This is a genomic window from Psychroserpens ponticola (genome assembly GCF_023556315.2).
GTDB lineage: Bacteria > Bacteroidota > Bacteroidia > Flavobacteriales > Flavobacteriaceae > Psychroserpens > Psychroserpens ponticola.
Window position 1 is genome coordinate 3,102,681 of sequence record NZ_CP116221.1, and the last position, 16,196, is coordinate 3,118,876.

The 16,196-nt window shown below is 31.1% G+C and carries 14 protein-coding genes; all 14 read right to left on the reverse strand.

All coding sequences use genetic code 11. The features are described 5' to 3' along the window. Positions 1–35: 35 nt before the first annotated feature. The 14 genes from MUN68_RS13755 to MUN68_RS13820 all read right to left on the reverse strand — a co-directional run bounded on the left by MUN68_RS13755 (position 36) and on the right by MUN68_RS13820 (position 16,165). Entirely contained in the window at positions 36–734 is a 699-nt protein-coding gene (locus MUN68_RS13755; protein WP_249996867.1) for a WecB/TagA/CpsF family glycosyltransferase, read from the reverse strand. Further along, complete coding sequence (locus MUN68_RS13760; RefSeq protein WP_249996869.1) at positions 724–1,929, reverse strand: delta-aminolevulinic acid dehydratase; 1,206 nt, start codon at positions 1,927–1,929, stop codon at positions 724–726. The genes MUN68_RS13755 and MUN68_RS13760 overlap by 11 nt, the downstream gene beginning before the upstream one ends. After that, complete coding sequence (locus MUN68_RS13765; protein ID WP_249996870.1) at positions 1,919–4,057, reverse strand: bi-domain-containing oxidoreductase; 2,139 nt, start codon at positions 4,055–4,057, stop codon at positions 1,919–1,921. Before MUN68_RS13765 ends, MUN68_RS13760 begins: the two co-directional genes overlap by 11 nt. Next, positions 4,058–4,516 (reverse strand): acyltransferase, encoded by a 459-nt coding sequence (locus tag MUN68_RS13770; protein ID WP_249996871.1) that lies wholly within the window; start codon positions 4,514–4,516, stop codon positions 4,058–4,060. Continuing rightward, on the reverse strand, positions 4,513–5,679 hold the full coding sequence (locus MUN68_RS13775; RefSeq protein ID WP_249996873.1) for a glycosyltransferase family 4 protein: 1,167 nt from the start codon (positions 5,677–5,679) through the stop codon (positions 4,513–4,515). Before MUN68_RS13775 ends, MUN68_RS13770 begins: the two co-directional genes overlap by 4 nt. After that, on the reverse strand, positions 5,672–6,766 hold the full coding sequence (locus tag MUN68_RS13780) for a glycosyltransferase (RefSeq protein ID WP_249996875.1): 1,095 nt from the start codon (positions 6,764–6,766) through the stop codon (positions 5,672–5,674). The genes MUN68_RS13775 and MUN68_RS13780 overlap by 8 nt, the downstream gene beginning before the upstream one ends. After that, the gene (locus MUN68_RS13785; protein WP_249996877.1) at positions 6,760–8,037 is read right to left on the reverse strand and encodes an O-antigen ligase family protein; all 1,278 of its coding nucleotides are present in this window, start codon (positions 8,035–8,037) and stop codon (positions 6,760–6,762) included. Before MUN68_RS13785 ends, MUN68_RS13780 begins: the two co-directional genes overlap by 7 nt. Positions 8,038–8,050: 13 nt before the next feature. After that, positions 8,051–9,949, reverse strand: a complete 1,899-nt coding sequence (gene asnB, locus MUN68_RS13790) for an asparagine synthase (glutamine-hydrolyzing) (RefSeq protein ID WP_249996878.1) — start codon at positions 9,947–9,949, stop codon at positions 8,051–8,053. Next, complete coding sequence (locus MUN68_RS13795) at positions 9,949–11,034, reverse strand: glycosyltransferase (protein WP_249996880.1); 1,086 nt, start codon at positions 11,032–11,034, stop codon at positions 9,949–9,951. Before MUN68_RS13795 ends, asnB begins: the two co-directional genes overlap by 1 nt. 214 nt (positions 11,035–11,248) lie before the next feature. Beyond that, positions 11,249–11,779 carry an acyltransferase gene (locus MUN68_RS13800; RefSeq protein ID WP_249996881.1) on the reverse strand — a complete coding sequence of 177 codons (531 nt, stop codon included), beginning with the start codon at positions 11,777–11,779 and terminating at the stop codon, positions 11,249–11,251. A gap of 4 nt (positions 11,780–11,783) precedes the next feature. After that, complete coding sequence (locus MUN68_RS13805) at positions 11,784–12,746, reverse strand: hypothetical protein (RefSeq protein WP_249996883.1); 963 nt, start codon at positions 12,744–12,746, stop codon at positions 11,784–11,786. Next, complete coding sequence (locus MUN68_RS13810) at positions 12,746–13,585, reverse strand: nucleotidyltransferase domain-containing protein (protein WP_249996884.1); 840 nt, start codon at positions 13,583–13,585, stop codon at positions 12,746–12,748. The genes MUN68_RS13805 and MUN68_RS13810 overlap by 1 nt, the downstream gene beginning before the upstream one ends. After that, the gene (locus MUN68_RS13815; protein WP_249996888.1) at positions 13,585–15,021 is read right to left on the reverse strand and encodes a lipopolysaccharide biosynthesis protein; all 1,437 of its coding nucleotides are present in this window, start codon (positions 15,019–15,021) and stop codon (positions 13,585–13,587) included. The genes MUN68_RS13810 and MUN68_RS13815 overlap by 1 nt, the downstream gene beginning before the upstream one ends. Beyond that, positions 14,996–16,165: a glycosyltransferase gene (locus MUN68_RS13820; RefSeq protein ID WP_249996891.1), complete on the reverse strand. Its 1,170-nt coding sequence runs from the start codon at positions 16,163–16,165 to the stop codon at positions 14,996–14,998. Before MUN68_RS13820 ends, MUN68_RS13815 begins: the two co-directional genes overlap by 26 nt. Between the last annotated feature and the right edge of the window lie 31 nt (positions 16,166–16,196).

Consider the following 16,196-nt stretch of genomic DNA (forward strand, 5'->3'; position numbering starts at 1 on the left):
ATTTGTCACCTGCTTATAACGTTAGTGCATCTATTTTAATATTTACCTAAATGCAAGTTTACAAAAAATCTTACTAAATGAATTTGACGCTTAATTCTTGAAGGCTGACTTAATAACCTATAGGTCCATTCCATATTATTTTTCACCCACCATTTTGGAGCTCTTTTTACATTCCCTGTATAAACGTCATAACTTCCGCCTAAACCTTGATAAACCGCTTGATGAGATTGTTGAATTTTCTCCATCAAATTTTCTTGCTTTGGAGATCCCATCGCTACAAAAACCACATCTGGTTGATGTTTTTTAATATCTTCAATTAGGGCGTTTTCTTCTTCTTCAGTTTTAATATAACCGTTTCTGAAATTACAAATTGTAATGCCTTTAAAATCAGATTGTAATTTATTAACTGTTTCTTCAATTATGTCTTGCTTTCCTCCTACTAAATAAAAGGATTTTGTTTTGTAATAATTTTCAACGACATCTAGCCAAAGTTCGCATCCTGGAATTTTCACTACATTTTTAATTCCTTTTTTTTGAAGTGCCCAAACAGCTCCAATTCCATCTGGATAGCCTAGATTTCTATTGATGAGTGCACGACTATCATCTGTTGCGTGAAGAATTTTTTCTGCATTAACTGCAACCATAATTTTATGATGATCGAAAGCATATTGCATCAATTCTTCTCTAGACCTTGGAGCAAAGGTCATTACTCCATTTAATGACTTAGCTTCCATGTTTTACTGATTTAGTTTCTAATAAAAAATGTGCCATTGCATTAAACATAAACGCATTACTCCATCTCATATAAGAAATTTTTGAGCTCATTCCTTTTTTCAATTGATAATAAAAATAGCCTTTTTTATGTTGCATATTATCAATTGTCCAATCTAAAACTTTTGACATCAATTCTTCATGGTTTTTAAAAACACCGAGTTTAGAAAGTGTCACTATTACTTGAGCTGGACAATGAATATCTATTGGATAGGTTTTATTATGGTAATACTTAGGTGTTCCATTATCCTCAAAAAAATGTTCAAGATAATAGTCAGTTCCTTTCTGTATAGAGGCTTGAAAACTATGATCTTTAGTGTTTTGCTGATACGTTTCAATCGCATCTAAGTTGAACCCAGTATGAAAACTATCTTTCCATGATTGCACTGGAAGCAAACCATAAATCCAGGAACCATCTTCTTCTTGCAGATCACAAGCAGCAATAACAGCCTGTTTTGCCAAATTTGCATGCTCTTGATTTTTAGTATACTTAAAAGAATAACTTAATATTTTCGCACCTAAAAGAGATGCATTAATAACCGTATTATTGCCATCTTTAATACTATAAGAAAATATGACACCTTCACCATGTGGTGTTCTTGACAAGTCATTAAGCACAAAATCTGCAGCTGACAAAGTCTCTTTCAAGACCGTTTCGTCTTTAGTAATTTCATAGCTTTCTAATAAAGCTTCAACACAAAAACAAGTAGCCACAACTGTTGGTGTTTGTTTTTTAAATAAGAACAAACGTCTTGCCTGCCAATCAAAATTATAACCCCAAGCTGAACCTGAGTAACCTTTAGTTCTTAGATCAAGTAATAAGTGCGTTACTTCTTTTATACGTTGTAGAATATCTGCTTTAGTTCCGAAGTCTTCACAGCCTTTTTCAGCTAACTTGTATAAACGACAGTAGCCCAAGAGAAAAAGTCCGACACCTTTAGCGTTGTGTTCTTTTGGAACTAATAATAGTTTCCTAAAGTTTATAGGACTCCGTTTAAATCCTTGAATCCAGGCAAGTCGAGCCAAGTCCCAATGCTTAAGAGGTAAAGCCTGAAAAACTTTAGAATTCATGCCGTCATAAGGATCCCAACCTTTAAACTTTTCGTTTTCACAATAAGCTTTTAGCTTTAAAAAACTTGAATCGACTTTATATTTCAACTTGCTGTCCTCCACGCTTTACAGATTCTAGAACTCCAAAAGATGCTTTGGTTACAGCAACGATATCTTCAAAAGGGATTGGCGCTTTACCATTGGTAAGTAAACCATTAACAAATGCGCTAACCATTTCTTTCTGACCTTTATTTTGATTCAGAATTTTATCTTTTTTAGGTTTTCCTTTACCATAAATTTTCAATTCTTTAAAATCGTTAAGCGTTGCTGACATTCCAGCTGAGAATACCTCAACGTATTCCTTAGTTAAGGATTTTGATCCATTCGCATAATAGCCAATGACACCTGAAGATCCATTTTCAAACTGAACTAAAATATTTAAAGTATCATTTAACTGATTTGCATCTGGAAGCGCTGAAGCTGATATTTTTACAGGAAGACTTCCATTTAAATACGTTAAGTAATCAATAAAATGGCATACCTCACCTAATACTCGTCCACCACCAATTTCTAAATCCTGAATCCAGTTATCACCAGGAATTGCACCTGAATTAATTCTATAAATCATCGTCATTGGATTATTTCCAACAGCTTTTTTCAGTTTAGTAGTCAACGGTGAAAATCGTCTATTAAACCCAACCATAACCGCTTTATTGGTTTTTGATTGTAAGTTAATAATAGATTCTAATTCTGATTCTAAAAGACATAATGGTTTTTCGACAAAAACATTTTTATTTGCTTCTAAACTTTTTAAAACATAAGGTCCATGCGAATCATGACGAGTAGCAACGAAAACTGTATTTGTTTTATCGTCTAACACATCTGATTCCTGAGTAGCACAAAACTGAAACTTAAATTTTTCAGCAACACGTTTAGACGTTGTACCTGTATTGGTTAAAACACCAACACGACCAACTTCATTAGTTTCAGGAATATTAGGCAAAAGATTTCCTTGCGCATAACTTCCTGCTCCAATAAAGGAGATATTTATTTTACCTAGTTTATTATTTTCAGACGTTGGAATTTTAGATTTTGAAATCGTTTTTTCCAGGTCATATTTAAGAGCAATTCCTGTAAAAGGTTCTTCTTTAGAGACTACAAGATCGAATGCATCTTTAGCTTTTTCAAATTCAAACTCGTGTGTTGTTAGGTAATCTATATCAATACGTTTGGTAGCAATTAAATTCTGAAACGCTTCCATGTTTCGTTTTTCTGTCCAACGCACATAAGGCAACGGATAATCAATTCCTTTTTCTTCGTAGTTTAAATCGTAACGACCTGGACCATAAGAACACGCCATTTTTAACTCTAACTCTTTACGATACCAAAATGGATCACGTTCAAAACCAGTTGGAACAGCACCAAGAACGACAACTTTTCCTTTTTTACGTGCAATAGCACCTGCAAAATTTATGGGATCTAAACTTGAAGTTGCAGCAGCGATAATAACAGCATCTGCTCCGTAGCCATTGGTTATATTTTGGATTTGCTCTTCAACACCAGCTGCATTTCTAGTGAGACCTAAATCAACTACATTATTATCAATAGCTTGTTTAACAGCTGCTTCAGAGACATCAATACCAATAACGGTTACTCCAGATGCTTTTAAGATTAATGCTGCTAATTGACCAAGCAAGCCAAGGCCAATAATCACACAAGATTCGCCTAGTCGTAAATCGGCTTGACGTACACCTTGCATAGATATTGCTCCAAGTGTATTGTATGCAGCGTCTTTTAAATTTGTATTTGAGTTTAATTTAACACAAAGATTAATTGGTACTGTAATAATTTCAGCATGATTTGCATATCCTGCTCCAGCACAAGCGACTTTATCACCTACTTCAAATTCGGTTACACCTTCACCAACTTCAATTACTTCTCCAGCAGAACTATAGCCTAATGGCGAGTATGCATCGAGCTTTTTCATCACAGCTCTATACGTTTGGATTGGGCCTTGTTTTTTTAAAGTATCAATAACTTGCTTAACCTGTTGCGGACGCTCTTTAGCTTTACCAAGTAAGCTTTTACGAGCTGCGACGACAGTAGAACCCTCAGTTCCTGCACTTATAATAGAATAGTGATTTTTCACGATGACCATTCCTTTTCCTAATTGAGGATAAGGCACATCTTGAATAATCATATCACCAGAACCTAATTTTTGTGTTAGTTGTTGCATTTAATCTACATTTTTATGAACCTTAGGCAAAGACCTGTAAGGTTTCTCTAATTCTTTAATTATTTTTATTGGGTTTCCAGCGGCAACTACACCTTCAGGAATATCTTTATTAACAACTGATCCAGCTCCAATTATAGAATGACTACCAATCGTAACGTTTCTCATCACAACAGTATTAACTCCAATAAACACATGATCACCAATATTGACATAACCTGTGCCATTATCTTCTGGATTGATAATGTGCGCAGCACCATCATGTGATAATATATAACAACCATGAGTTATTAAGCAATGGTCACCAATAATAACTTTACCTCGTCTTAAATCTATTTTTGCGCCAAGACTTATCATTGTATTTTTACCAATTTTGGCACCAGAAGCTCTAAGAAAATACATTTGAAAAAATCTAAGTAGATTACCCAATGAATGGACCATTTTTCTAATAATTATTTTCATGCTTCCAATGTGTTTGAGATGATCGTTTTAAAATCTTTAGCAATTTTTTGAATTGAAAAATCTGAAACCACATAGTTTCTATTTGTTTGTCCTAATACTAAACGTTTGTTTGCATCTTCTAACATAGTTCTTAATGCTTTTTTTAAACCCTCTAAATCACCAGGAATAAAAGAATATCCATGAATACCATCTTCAAAAACTTCACGATGAGCACCAACAGGTGTAAACACTACAGGCTTACCAATCGCCATTGCTTCTAATAAAGATCTTGAAAAGCCTTCGGAATACGACGCTGTCAAGAACATATCTGTAGATTGCAAATGCTTCATTTTATCCTCTCCACTAATAATACCGAGATTTTCGTAATTTTGATTATATGCCGAATTCAATATCTTGTTTTCTGCTTCGAAAGGATCTTCATAGTCTATTTTTTCACCAGTATATTGGTTATAAAAGACACCTCTTTCTCCTTTTCTTATATTTCCTGCAAAATAAAACTTTATATAAGGAAATTCGTCGCAAAGGTCAGGAATTATTTTTAAAATATCTGTAAAACCTTTAGCCTTAGTCATATGACCCATCACGAGTATTTTTCCTTTTTCAACTTCAACTTCATAATCATTGGAATATTGATTTATGTCCATAGCTTGATAGAGCACAGACACTTTTGAGGCATTTATATAAGGTAAAAATTGATCATTGAGATATTTAGCCTGAACAATAGCACAGTCTACTCGTTTTAAGCTAAAGCCAACAAGACGCTTTATAATTGTATTAAATTGTTGGAAATTTAATTTAAAATGACTTCCTCTTAAATGAATAATAACTTTTGCACCAAATAGTTTACCTAAGAGTATGGTCCATACATCACGACCTATCCAACCAATTTGTGTTGGAGTTATAGGATAGTACACACATTTAAATCTGTTTGTAATTAATAATTTAAGCAATTTAGAAAAGAAGATAAAGAAATTAGTTAGCATTGATAAATCAAGCTTTCCTTTTTTAGTATTATCATTTCGAAAATTTGTTTTAAGGAACTTTATTTCAAATGCTTCATTTAACATTTGAGATTCTAAAAACTGTTGCATACTCAGTTCGGGACCAGAGTAAGGAGGAGGTGTTGGACCGATAAATAGTATTTTAGGTTTTTTTTTAACCATCTAACAGATTACTTTTCATTTGTGCTACCCATTTTTCAACAGACAACTCTTTTCCTTTAGCATTCGCATTCTGACAGAATCTATCTAACAGGTTACTATCTAATAATAAATTTGACAATTTTTGAACATTACGATCAAAATCTTCAGCAAGAATATAACCATTTTCACCATTAATAAGGTAACTAATCTCAGGGCCATGTTTATCAGCTTGTAAAGTTACATAAGGTCTACCATAAACAAAGGCGTGGTTAATTGATAATCCTGAATGACCTGGAACAAACACCAAGCAAGATCTAGACATTATAGGCGCAATTTTTTCTTCATCAACGATAGACTTATGCCAAATGATATCCTTATCATTTTTCACAGCTGCTTCAACCACTTCAGACATTGGTCCATCACCTATAATTTCAAGTTTTAAATCGGCAATACTTTTCTTAATTTCGTGGTAATACCTGAACAATTCAGGAATCTGTTTTGATTCGATTAATCGACCAATAAACAACATTCGTTGTTCCTCTTTTGGAGGTTTTACGTACTCATAAAATTTATTAACTTCAATCGTATCAATTGTATTATTTACCCAGTATGATTTTTTTGAAGCAATTAAATTTTCACTTAATGCAAGTTCCATACTTTCTTTAGTATAGAATACAACGCGATCTAGGTTTTTAAAAAAAAACTTAGACAACCATAAATCTATAGCTTTTAAGTTTTTGTTTTTTGTTTTTAAAATCGGATGATTATATGAAAACACATTTGTGTTTTGAAGATTTCTGCAATGCTTTACAAGAAACATAAATAAAAGCAAATTCTTTTTTTCAGCAGGAATCATAATCCAATCAAAATTATGAGCTTCTTTCTTTAAAAACGCCTTAACCTCTTTAGAAAAGCCAAATTTTGATTTAGGAACATTTATTTTATCTTGATCAAATGTCCAATCTTGACTAATTTCATGGTCACCCATTTTATTACGACCAGTTCCTGAAAGAATATGTAGTTGAATTTCATTATCATTAGCTAAGTGATTTAAAAACCTTGCTTTATAATGATTTAATGCAGGTGAGAGCCATAAAATTTTTACCATATCCCTCTTTTATTGGTTTGTCCAAACATTGCTGTAACAAAATACATCATAGCTCCCGAAGCTAATAATGGCAATGAACTTATACTATACATAGCAACTACAATCAAATTGGCAAGCAATAAAAATTTAAATTCTACAATCATCGGTTTAAATGAACTTCTTAAAACAGTTAATAAGAAATACAAATAACATAAGATTCCAAAAATACCAGTAGTAAAAAAGATTCGAACATAATCATTATGCATACCACCACTCATCATAACTTTAGCTTTTTCATGTTGAGCAAGACCAGAACCAAAAACCTGTGATAAAATATTAAAATCTTCCCAATAAGCAAAATAGCGTCTCCAAATCCACACTCGACCATTCAAAGCTCTAGAATCATCGGCATTACCTTCGGCAACACTAATATCTTTTGCATAAAGAACTTCAAAAATCTCAAAATAAAAATAGATTCCTACGCCAAACATAATAACGAAAAAAATTGCCAATTGTAAAACTGATACTTTTTTTCTAATGAAGTAAATAAATACAATTAAAAGAACAATAGAAACTGCCCAAGAGGCTTGATGCCTAAGATTATAAACGCCTACTAAAAATATGAGAAGTACAATTATAAATCCAAAATTCCCGAAGACGAAGTGCTTTTTTTTCCTGTTACTATTTTTAATATAAAAGTAACAGTAGCAAACAAACCCACAAATTAAATGACTCATATAGCCGAATAAATCAGCATAAAAACCACTTAGTCGCAAACCACCTCCTCTTGATTCTGTATTATAAACCTCAACAATTGGATCAAATAAAATTTCATAATACAAAGTTCCAATTGGAAAAACTGATGCAATAAGAAACGTAATTAAGAAGCCTTCTATATCAATAACAGAATTTAAATGTTTTCTAAAATAGAAAAACAAAACAAATGGTAGTATTGCTCTAATAGATTGTCCAAACTGAGAAAATGATTGTTCAAAACCAAATACTAAAAAATGATTTAAAACGAATAAAAAAATAAAAATAAAAAAGGCAATGGTAAGGTTAGGTGTTCTTGTGCTTTTTCTGACATAAAATAAAAATCCAAAAACAAAAACCATTAGTCCTAATACCTGTAAAGGTGAGAAACCTGATGTTTCTTTCATTTCCCATGTTGCAGCAAAAAAAGGAAATAACAAAATAACAACGAGCATCCACTTCAAAGCAACCTCTCTACTACCAAACCATTGTTTATAGAGTTTAAAATCCCAAGTAAAATTATTTAGTGCACTCGCCATTCTTCGTTCTTAATTAAAACCATTTTTTATACCAATTAATCAAGAAATATATTGTCCAAATGGTATTAGTATACTGTATATTCCCTTTTTTTAGCAAATCAAGTTTTTGATTTACTTCATCTAGATTAAATAAATTGGTATCTTTATTAAACTGTGTAATATTATCTTTTACACCATTATAAATGGTATCATTTGCCCATTCTCGTATTGGCAAATTAAATCCCATTTTTTTTCTATACAGAATATCGTTTGGTAAAATTCTTTCAAGTGATTTTTTAAGAATATATTTATTTACACCATTTTTTATTTTGTACTCTCCTGGTATGGACAATGCCAATTGTACCATTTCGTGATTTAAAAATGGGCTTCTTGCTTCAATAGAATTAGCCATCCCTAATCGATCAGCTCTAAACAAAAATTGTTCTGTAATAGCTTGTCTATAACCAGAATAACACAACCAATTCACATAATCAAATTTATGTCCATTCAAAAAAGTATGATATTCCTCTTTTAATTGTTTCACATAGTCATAAGACGAATGACCATTTATAGCATTTTTAAAATCATTTGAAATTATACTATTCTTTACGCCTTCTTTTATGCCACCAGCTCCTGGCCAATAAAAATCTTGATTATTATACAATCTATTTGTTATTTCAGAAATAGGTGTATCTGGTTTTAATTGTTGGGTGACTGAATTAGCAATACTCTTTAAAAACCTAGGAGATTTAGAAGCAATTTTATAGTATTGATATTTCTTGACATAACGTTCATAATTACTATATCCACTGAATAGTTCATCTGGACCATCACCATTTAAAACAACTTTAATGTCTTCTTGTTTTGCTAATTGAGAAATAAAATAAATTGGGATAGCAGTTGGGTCAGCTTGAGGCTCATCATAAATATCAGTAATTTTGGGTATAAAATCTAAGATATCATTAGACGTAACCGTTTTTACAAAATGATTGGTATCATAGCGTTTTGCAATTTTTTCGGCATATTTCAATTCATTATAATCGGGTTGATTTTCAAAACCAATGGTAAATGTTTTAATATCATTTGGTGTATTATCTCTCATTAATGCCACAATTGCAGAAGAATCAACGCCTCCACTTAAAAAAGCTCCAACAGGAACATCCGAAATCATACGCATCTTTACAGATTCGTCTAATTTATCATATACCAAATCTGCTAACTCTTTTTCTGAAGAAAACTGAATTGGTTTATATTTTAAATCATTAAAGGATTCATAAGTTTGAATACCATGTTTATTAACTACCATGTAATGTCCAGGCTTAAACTTTTGAATGCCCTTGAACATTGTATTAGGAGTCGCAACTGTATTATAGGTTAAAAAATCATAAAGCACTTTTTCATCAATCTCTTTATTTATCCATGGTAATTTAAAAAGTGCTTTTAACTCAGAGGAAAATGAAAAATCTCCATTCATCTCAGTAAAATACAATGGTTTTTTTCCTGAGCGATCTCTTGCAAGAATGAGTTCTTCTTTTGAAGCATCCCAAAGTGCAAAAGCAAACATGCCATTTAAATGTTGCAACATGTCTAAACCAAACTTTCTATAGAGTTTTAAAAGGGTTTCTGTATCAGAATGCGAATTAAACTTCTCATCACTTAAAAATTTAGTGTTTAATAACTGAAAATTAAAGATTTCACCATTAAATACTACGGTGTTATTTGCAATGGAATCATGCATAGGTTGATGACCAGCACTTGATAAATCGAGAATACTTAAGCGTGTTTGACCTAATGCTAAACCTTGGCTCTCATCTATCCAAATACCATTATCATCTGGTCCTCGATGCGCTAATTCAGCATTCATAGAAGATACCGCATCTTTTAAATGCGCACTTCCGGATGATAATTGAAATATTCCGTTAATACCACACATTAGATAACCTTTTTATATTGATTATAATAATCTTGTTCCATTCGTTCTAAGCTAAAAAATTCTAATTGATGTTTAGAATCATCTCCTGGGATAAATTCGTTTACTTGATAATGTTTAAGTCTTTCAATCATTGCCTTTTCATCCAAACAAATATCTTCAGGATTAAATCTATTAATTATTTCTACTACTCCTCCTCCATCACTAAATGCTAAAATTGGTGTTTCAACTGAATAAGATTCAACGGTAACCAATCCAAATGCTTCATTTTTAGAACCAATAACATTAACATTAAATAGAGATTGGTAAGTCATAATTTCATCTTGATATCCAAGAAATTCAACATTATCTAAAATATTAAGGTTTTTAACCTTTTTTAAAAGATTTTCTTTCTCAACACCTTCTCCAATGATTAAAAGTTTTGCCGACTTATTTATTTTTAAATAGGAATTGAATACTTCAATTACCTTATCAACTCTTTTTACTCCAGCCAAACGTCCAACTACACCAACAATAAAATTTGCTGAATATTTTTTTTGTAACCGTTCCAACAATTGTAAATTAATGACCTTATCTATTGACGACCCATTATAAACAATTTGTAATCTATTCCCTTTATAAAAACGTTTTTCGACTAAACCTTTTGTGAAAGTTGAATTACAACAAATATATACTGTTCCAATTTTAAAAAATAATTTTCTCAAAAAGAAACTCAACTTGTCTGAGCTTTTAATTTGTCTTCCAAACCCAAAATTACCGTGTTCTGTGTATATAATTTTCTTTCCTGATAATATAGCTGCCAAAGCAATACTTAAATGAAATCCGTGGAGATGAATCACATCATAGTGTTTAAAGCTCTTAGAAATTTTTAAGATTTTAGATGGATTTAAATCAAAACCAGAATTTAGATTAAAATCAATTAAAGAAACGCCAAGGTTTTCAAACTGCGTTTTAAACTCTCCTTTTATGTTGCCTACACCAATAGCAACATTCATTACTTCTCTTTTAATCTGTTGTGAAACTAAATCATAAACCAAGCGCTCGATACCACCAAATCCTAAACTTCCTATGTAATGAATTATTTTCAATAGTTTTTACTAATATAATCCGCAAAAATAGAGGTAATTATTGTTTAAATTAAATAATTCATTAAAAGTTTGACAAGTTTGCATTTAATGGGATAAAGTTGATCACGTTTTTATTATAAAATTAATTGGTCAATTTTATTAATGGACGCCATCATTAATATCCGAAATACAAATGTAGTTTGAAAAAATCTACTTTTCAAATCACATAGGATTCCTAACTTTCACTTGTGTTTCGATACTTAATCAACTTAGCTGGATTACCAGCTACTATAGCATATTCAGGAACATCCTTAGTGAGAACAGAGCCTGCGGCAATAATAGAACCTTTTCCTATTTTTTTTACTGAAGCCGTTATGATTACTCTAGCGCCAATCCATACGTCATCCTCAACAATCAAAGTTCTCATTTCTCCAGATCCTTGCTTCGACATTGGTTTATCTAATCTATCAAAATTATGATTTGCGCCATATATTAATACATCTTGTCCCATCATTACATAATCTCCCATTACTACATTATTAACATAACAATTTCTTCCTATTCCTGAATGGCTACCAATTTCGATTGTAGCTCCAGTACCAATCATAGCACCTCTTCCTATATTATTAAGTTTACCGCATTTCTTAAACATTTTACTTGCCACATACGATCTAAATTTATGGCTTCCAAAAGAATAAAAATCTGTCCTATGAGGTAAAAACCTAGCAAAGAAATAATAAACTAAAGTAAAAAATGTTCTTTTCATTGTATTAGTATAAGGATAAACTTGACATAATAGGAAAAAAAGCAGGATACTGCATTCTATTTTTATCAACCAAATATTGCGTGAATTCAAATCTATTTTTCAGGATTGAATCATTCTTTGGAATATCAAAAGGCATAGAATATTGAAACTGATTTAATCTATATTGTAAATTTATATATTTTTTACCTAAAAACTTAAATTGACTAGGCAGCACGAATCCTTTATGAGAACTACCAAAAACATCTGCTTTTTGAATATTAAAGTTTCCTGGCAAATTAATTTCATTTACAGGCAAGTAAAATTTTTCGTCAATAAAGAGACGCTCTAATAATAGTTTGGTTTCTGTATGGAATTCTAAAATCAAGTTTGTGATTTCTTTTTTATTTGGTTGGTTTGTAAACCATATCGATCTAAATTTAAGAACTCTTTCAACTAAATCATACAGTTTTCCTTCTGAGATGTTTAAGAGTTTCAAATCAAATGAAATAGCCTTAGCTAAAAGCAAAAAAGATCGTAATTTCACAATTTTCAACGTTTTTTGAGTATCTAAAGTTATAAACATCTTAACTAAATATTCAATTGCGATTTGTTGGTTTAAACCAGTATTATTAAGTGATTCTACCTTGTTTAAATTCATGTCCTCTCCTCCTAATAGCTGTAGGTTTGACATTAAATTATATGGTAATGCTTCTTCTAAATCCTTTTTTTCAACACCGAAAAGTCCATGAGTTAAAATCAATTTTTCATCTTGAGACAAGTTACTTCGATAATCATTTCTATTCTCAGAATCATTTTGAAAAACACAGATTAGGTCCAAATCTGAAATACCAGGATCTTTTACAGAACCCATTTGATAAACACTTAATATTGAATTATGCGCTAACAACTCCTTAACCATTTTAGCTTTAAGTGCGCTATATTTATCTAGTGAAATAGCACTAGGATATTCAATAAGTTCAATTTTCATTATATATCAGTTTTAATTTTTTTAAGTAATAACAACAGACTATTATAAAAGTTATCATTAACTAACTCTAAGTGTTTTTTTGGAATATTTATTGGCATAAATTTAAGTACAACCTTTCTAATTAACCTATTTGGTAGCTCTAATAATTTTCTCTGAAAACTATTGAAATGAGGATTCCAATCATTTCTAATTTGAGAAGCCGTTTCCATTACCATCCATTCGTCCGGTGTAAAAACACCTTTCACAGCATCAAAACTTTCTCTTTTAAATATACCTTCATTGTTTTTAGCTGAATAATAAAGACAAGGAACTAACATAATTTGACTTAAAAGACTTTTTAATTCAAATATGCTTTTAGGTCGCCATTTAGTAGCAATTTTATTTTCAAGCTGATTGACCATGTTATTTAACCCAATCTTGTAATCTGGTTTTTGTTTTATTTCAATCTTAAGTTCGATGTCTTTGGATATTGGAAATAGCGCCTTTGAATTTTCCAATATGGTCGTTGGCAAATAATACTCAGGATAATCTAACAATTGACTTTCTTTTATCTGAAACCAACCATGATGCTGAAGTGGATCAAATTTCAAGATTAATTTCATGGATTCAATCTTAAATCTTTCTAATTTTTTTGAAGCAACAAAACGATCCTTAACTATCAACAAACCATCAAAATCACTATATGCTATTACTTCATTAGTAGCAACACTACCATGAACAATAACGGAATGAAACAATTCTGAATAGTTGCGTTCAATTAATTGAGCGATATCAGACACAAGAGTAAGATTACCATTATATCTTTCAATTTTTAAATTATGATGTTGCGTTGTACCCATTATTTAGCCTTCTCCTTTAAAACTTTTAAAATCTCAATAAGTGTGTTTTTGTGAAATATGTAAAGTATCATAACCGAAACAACAAGCATAGTCAACAAAAGCGTCCATGGGCTTACCACCAGATAGTTGAAGTGAACTAATGCATAAATAAGACTTAAACTTATAAATGAGACCATAGGTCCTTTTAGGCTATTGAACAATTGAATTATAGAAAATGGAATATAAGAATAAAGCACTACTAAAAACAATAAAAATGATAGTACCTTTGCGATTACAAGTAAATAGGCTACCCATAAAACTCCGTATTGTACTCCAATAACTATTGCCAGAACGGTCAATATAGTCCTACCAACTGATATGTAAAGAGTAATCTCTGGTTTTCCAATACTTGAAAAAATAACACCTCCAAATTGGCTTACGGATTGAATGGCTCCAGCAAAACAAAGAATTTTGACAATAGCAATAGCTCCATCCCATTTTTGACCAAAACCAATATGAATTATTAAATCTGCATTAAAAGCAAGAATCGTCATTGCAGGTATAGACACTAAAGCAATTAAATTAACGGATTTAAAATAGCCACTAATAATTTTTTCTTTATCATTTTTAAATGAAGAAAATGAAGGAAATAACACCTCACTAAATATATAAGAAATACGTTTTACAGGTGTGTACATTATATTATATGCGAATGCATAATAACCCAAAATGACACTTGAGAAAAACTTTCCTAAGATTAGATAGTCAATGTTTCTCTCAAAATACCTGACCATATTAGATGCCTTATACTTTAAGGAATACCAAACCATAGACTTTATTTCATGAAAATTGAAATAAAAACTAGGCAACCACCTTCTGTAAATCATTACCATAAACAACCTAACCACAGAAACTACTAAAGACTGAAGAATCAGTGCATAAACACCCAAACCTAGATATGCTCCTATTACGGCCGCAATTGATCCAATAAGGATACCTGATAAATTAATTTTACTTATGGTTCTAAACTCCAAATCTCGTTCTAACAGTTTGTATTGAACGATGTAAAATGGAAATATCAAAAGATTAAAAGCAGCAACAAAAACTATAGAAGTTAACTTAGGTTCATTATAAAAATTGGCAGCAAATTGAGACGTTGATATGATGACTAGAAATGAAAATACAGACAGCCCATAATTTAACCAATAAATTGAGGACAGTTGTTTTTGACTCGTCTCACTTTCGTAGATTATAGACGACCCAAAGCCCATATTAGTGAATAATGTAATAAAACCAATATAAGTCATCGTCAATGCCACCAAACCGAAATCTTCTGGCAGTAACAAACGAGCAAGTACAATATTTACAACTATGGCTAATAGTTGTGACAACACATTAACTATAGTTAAATAAAAACCACCTTTTATGATTTTATTTTTCTTTTTCGCGTCGCTCAATTTCTTCTACAATTATTTTTTGTGCCTTGGCATAAGTATTTCCTAATATGTGCTCATAAGCACAATTTGCTTTCTGTTTACTCAAATCAGGATTATCTAAAATGAATTTTATTTTATCCACCAATAAATTTGAATCATCTGGCTTAATATAATGGACCATATCATCTGAATATCGTTCTCTTAAAGCAGGAAGGTCTGAATATATCACTGGATTTTTACTTTTAAAATAAGCACTAGATTTACCAGGCCCTAAAAAACACCTATTATATTCAGTATCCGGATAATAACTAACCAATACATCAGCTGCTCTTATGATATTTTCATACGCTTCAATTTTTTGAAAAGGGAATAGTATTAAATTAGACAAGTTAAATGATTCATAATGAGCTTGAGATTCTTGATTTACACCAACAATTACAAATTGATACTGAGGTAATTTTTTAGCAGCTTCTAGCATGTAATCAACTTCCTTCGATCCAACAGCTACTTTACCTGCATATAATATGTACTTAGTACCATCTTGGAAACCAATTTCTTTTCTTAATTCTTGCTTATCAAAATGCTTATCACTCTCACTTTGGTAAAAACGCTTAGGTGTTCTTATAACTTTATTTTCATTTGCCTTATTTAATTTTATCTGATTTTCCAATTGCCCTACAGAAGTAACAACATAGTCGGAATTATTTATAATAAAATTATGTAACCAAGTGTTCTTTATATGCTGAGCCTCAAACACAAATACTGTTTTAAGCATTCTCATTTTTTTTAAGAACAGAAAAGGCACAGATGATATAAAACACTTACTATACACGAGATCATATTTAAATGATTTTTTCGTTCTTAACACAAATTTTAAACTTTCTTTTAGCTTTTGATAACCTAATTTTGATTTCGGATCCTTTTGTTCAGTATCCTCCAAAAATTGGGTTGCCATCTCAATAATATTAAAATTAGGATCAAGCTTGTAGAGGCCAAAAACTTCAGAAAATTCCACCTTATATTCTTTTCGTTGCACACTTGGAGTAAGCATATCTACATCCATTCCATTTTGCGCAAAACCATCACAACTGTTCATCATGTGAACAGCGTCTGACCTATTTTTCCTCATGTCTCTTGGAGAAATGTATAGTAACTTTTTAAACATACATAAAAACTCTTTATTATTTTCAGATAAA

What these genes read in the sequence shown, in the direction of transcription:
- MUN68_RS13755 (WP_249996867.1), bottom strand. Translation starts at nt 734, where the DNA reads ATGGAAGCTAAGTCATTAAATGGAGTAATGACCTTTGCTCCAAGGTCT.
- MUN68_RS13765 (WP_249996870.1), bottom strand. Translation starts at nt 4,057, where the DNA reads ATGCAACAACTAACACAAAAATTAGGTTCTGGTGATATGATTATTCAA.
- MUN68_RS13770 (WP_249996871.1), bottom strand. Translation starts at nt 4,516, where the DNA reads ATGAAAATAATTATTAGAAAAATGGTCCATTCATTGGGTAATCTACTT.
- MUN68_RS13775 (WP_249996873.1), bottom strand. Translation starts at nt 5,679, where the DNA reads ATGGTTAAAAAAAAACCTAAAATACTATTTATCGGTCCAACACCTCCT.
- MUN68_RS13780 (WP_249996875.1), bottom strand. Translation starts at nt 6,766, where the DNA reads ATGGTAAAAATTTTATGGCTCTCACCTGCATTAAATCATTATAAAGCA.
- MUN68_RS13785 (WP_249996877.1), bottom strand. Translation starts at nt 8,037, where the DNA reads ATGGCGAGTGCACTAAATAATTTTACTTGGGATTTTAAACTCTATAAA.
- asnB (WP_249996878.1), bottom strand. Translation starts at nt 9,949, where the DNA reads ATGTGTGGTATTAACGGAATATTTCAATTATCATCCGGAAGTGCGCAT.
- MUN68_RS13800 (WP_249996881.1), bottom strand. Translation starts at nt 11,779, where the DNA reads ATGAAAAGAACATTTTTTACTTTAGTTTATTATTTCTTTGCTAGGTTT.
- MUN68_RS13805 (WP_249996883.1), bottom strand. Translation starts at nt 12,746, where the DNA reads ATGAAAATTGAACTTATTGAATATCCTAGTGCTATTTCACTAGATAAA.
- MUN68_RS13810 (WP_249996884.1), bottom strand. Translation starts at nt 13,585, where the DNA reads ATGGGTACAACGCAACATCATAATTTAAAAATTGAAAGATATAATGGT.
- MUN68_RS13820 (WP_249996891.1), bottom strand. Translation starts at nt 16,165, where the DNA reads ATGTTTAAAAAGTTACTATACATTTCTCCAAGAGACATGAGGAAAAAT.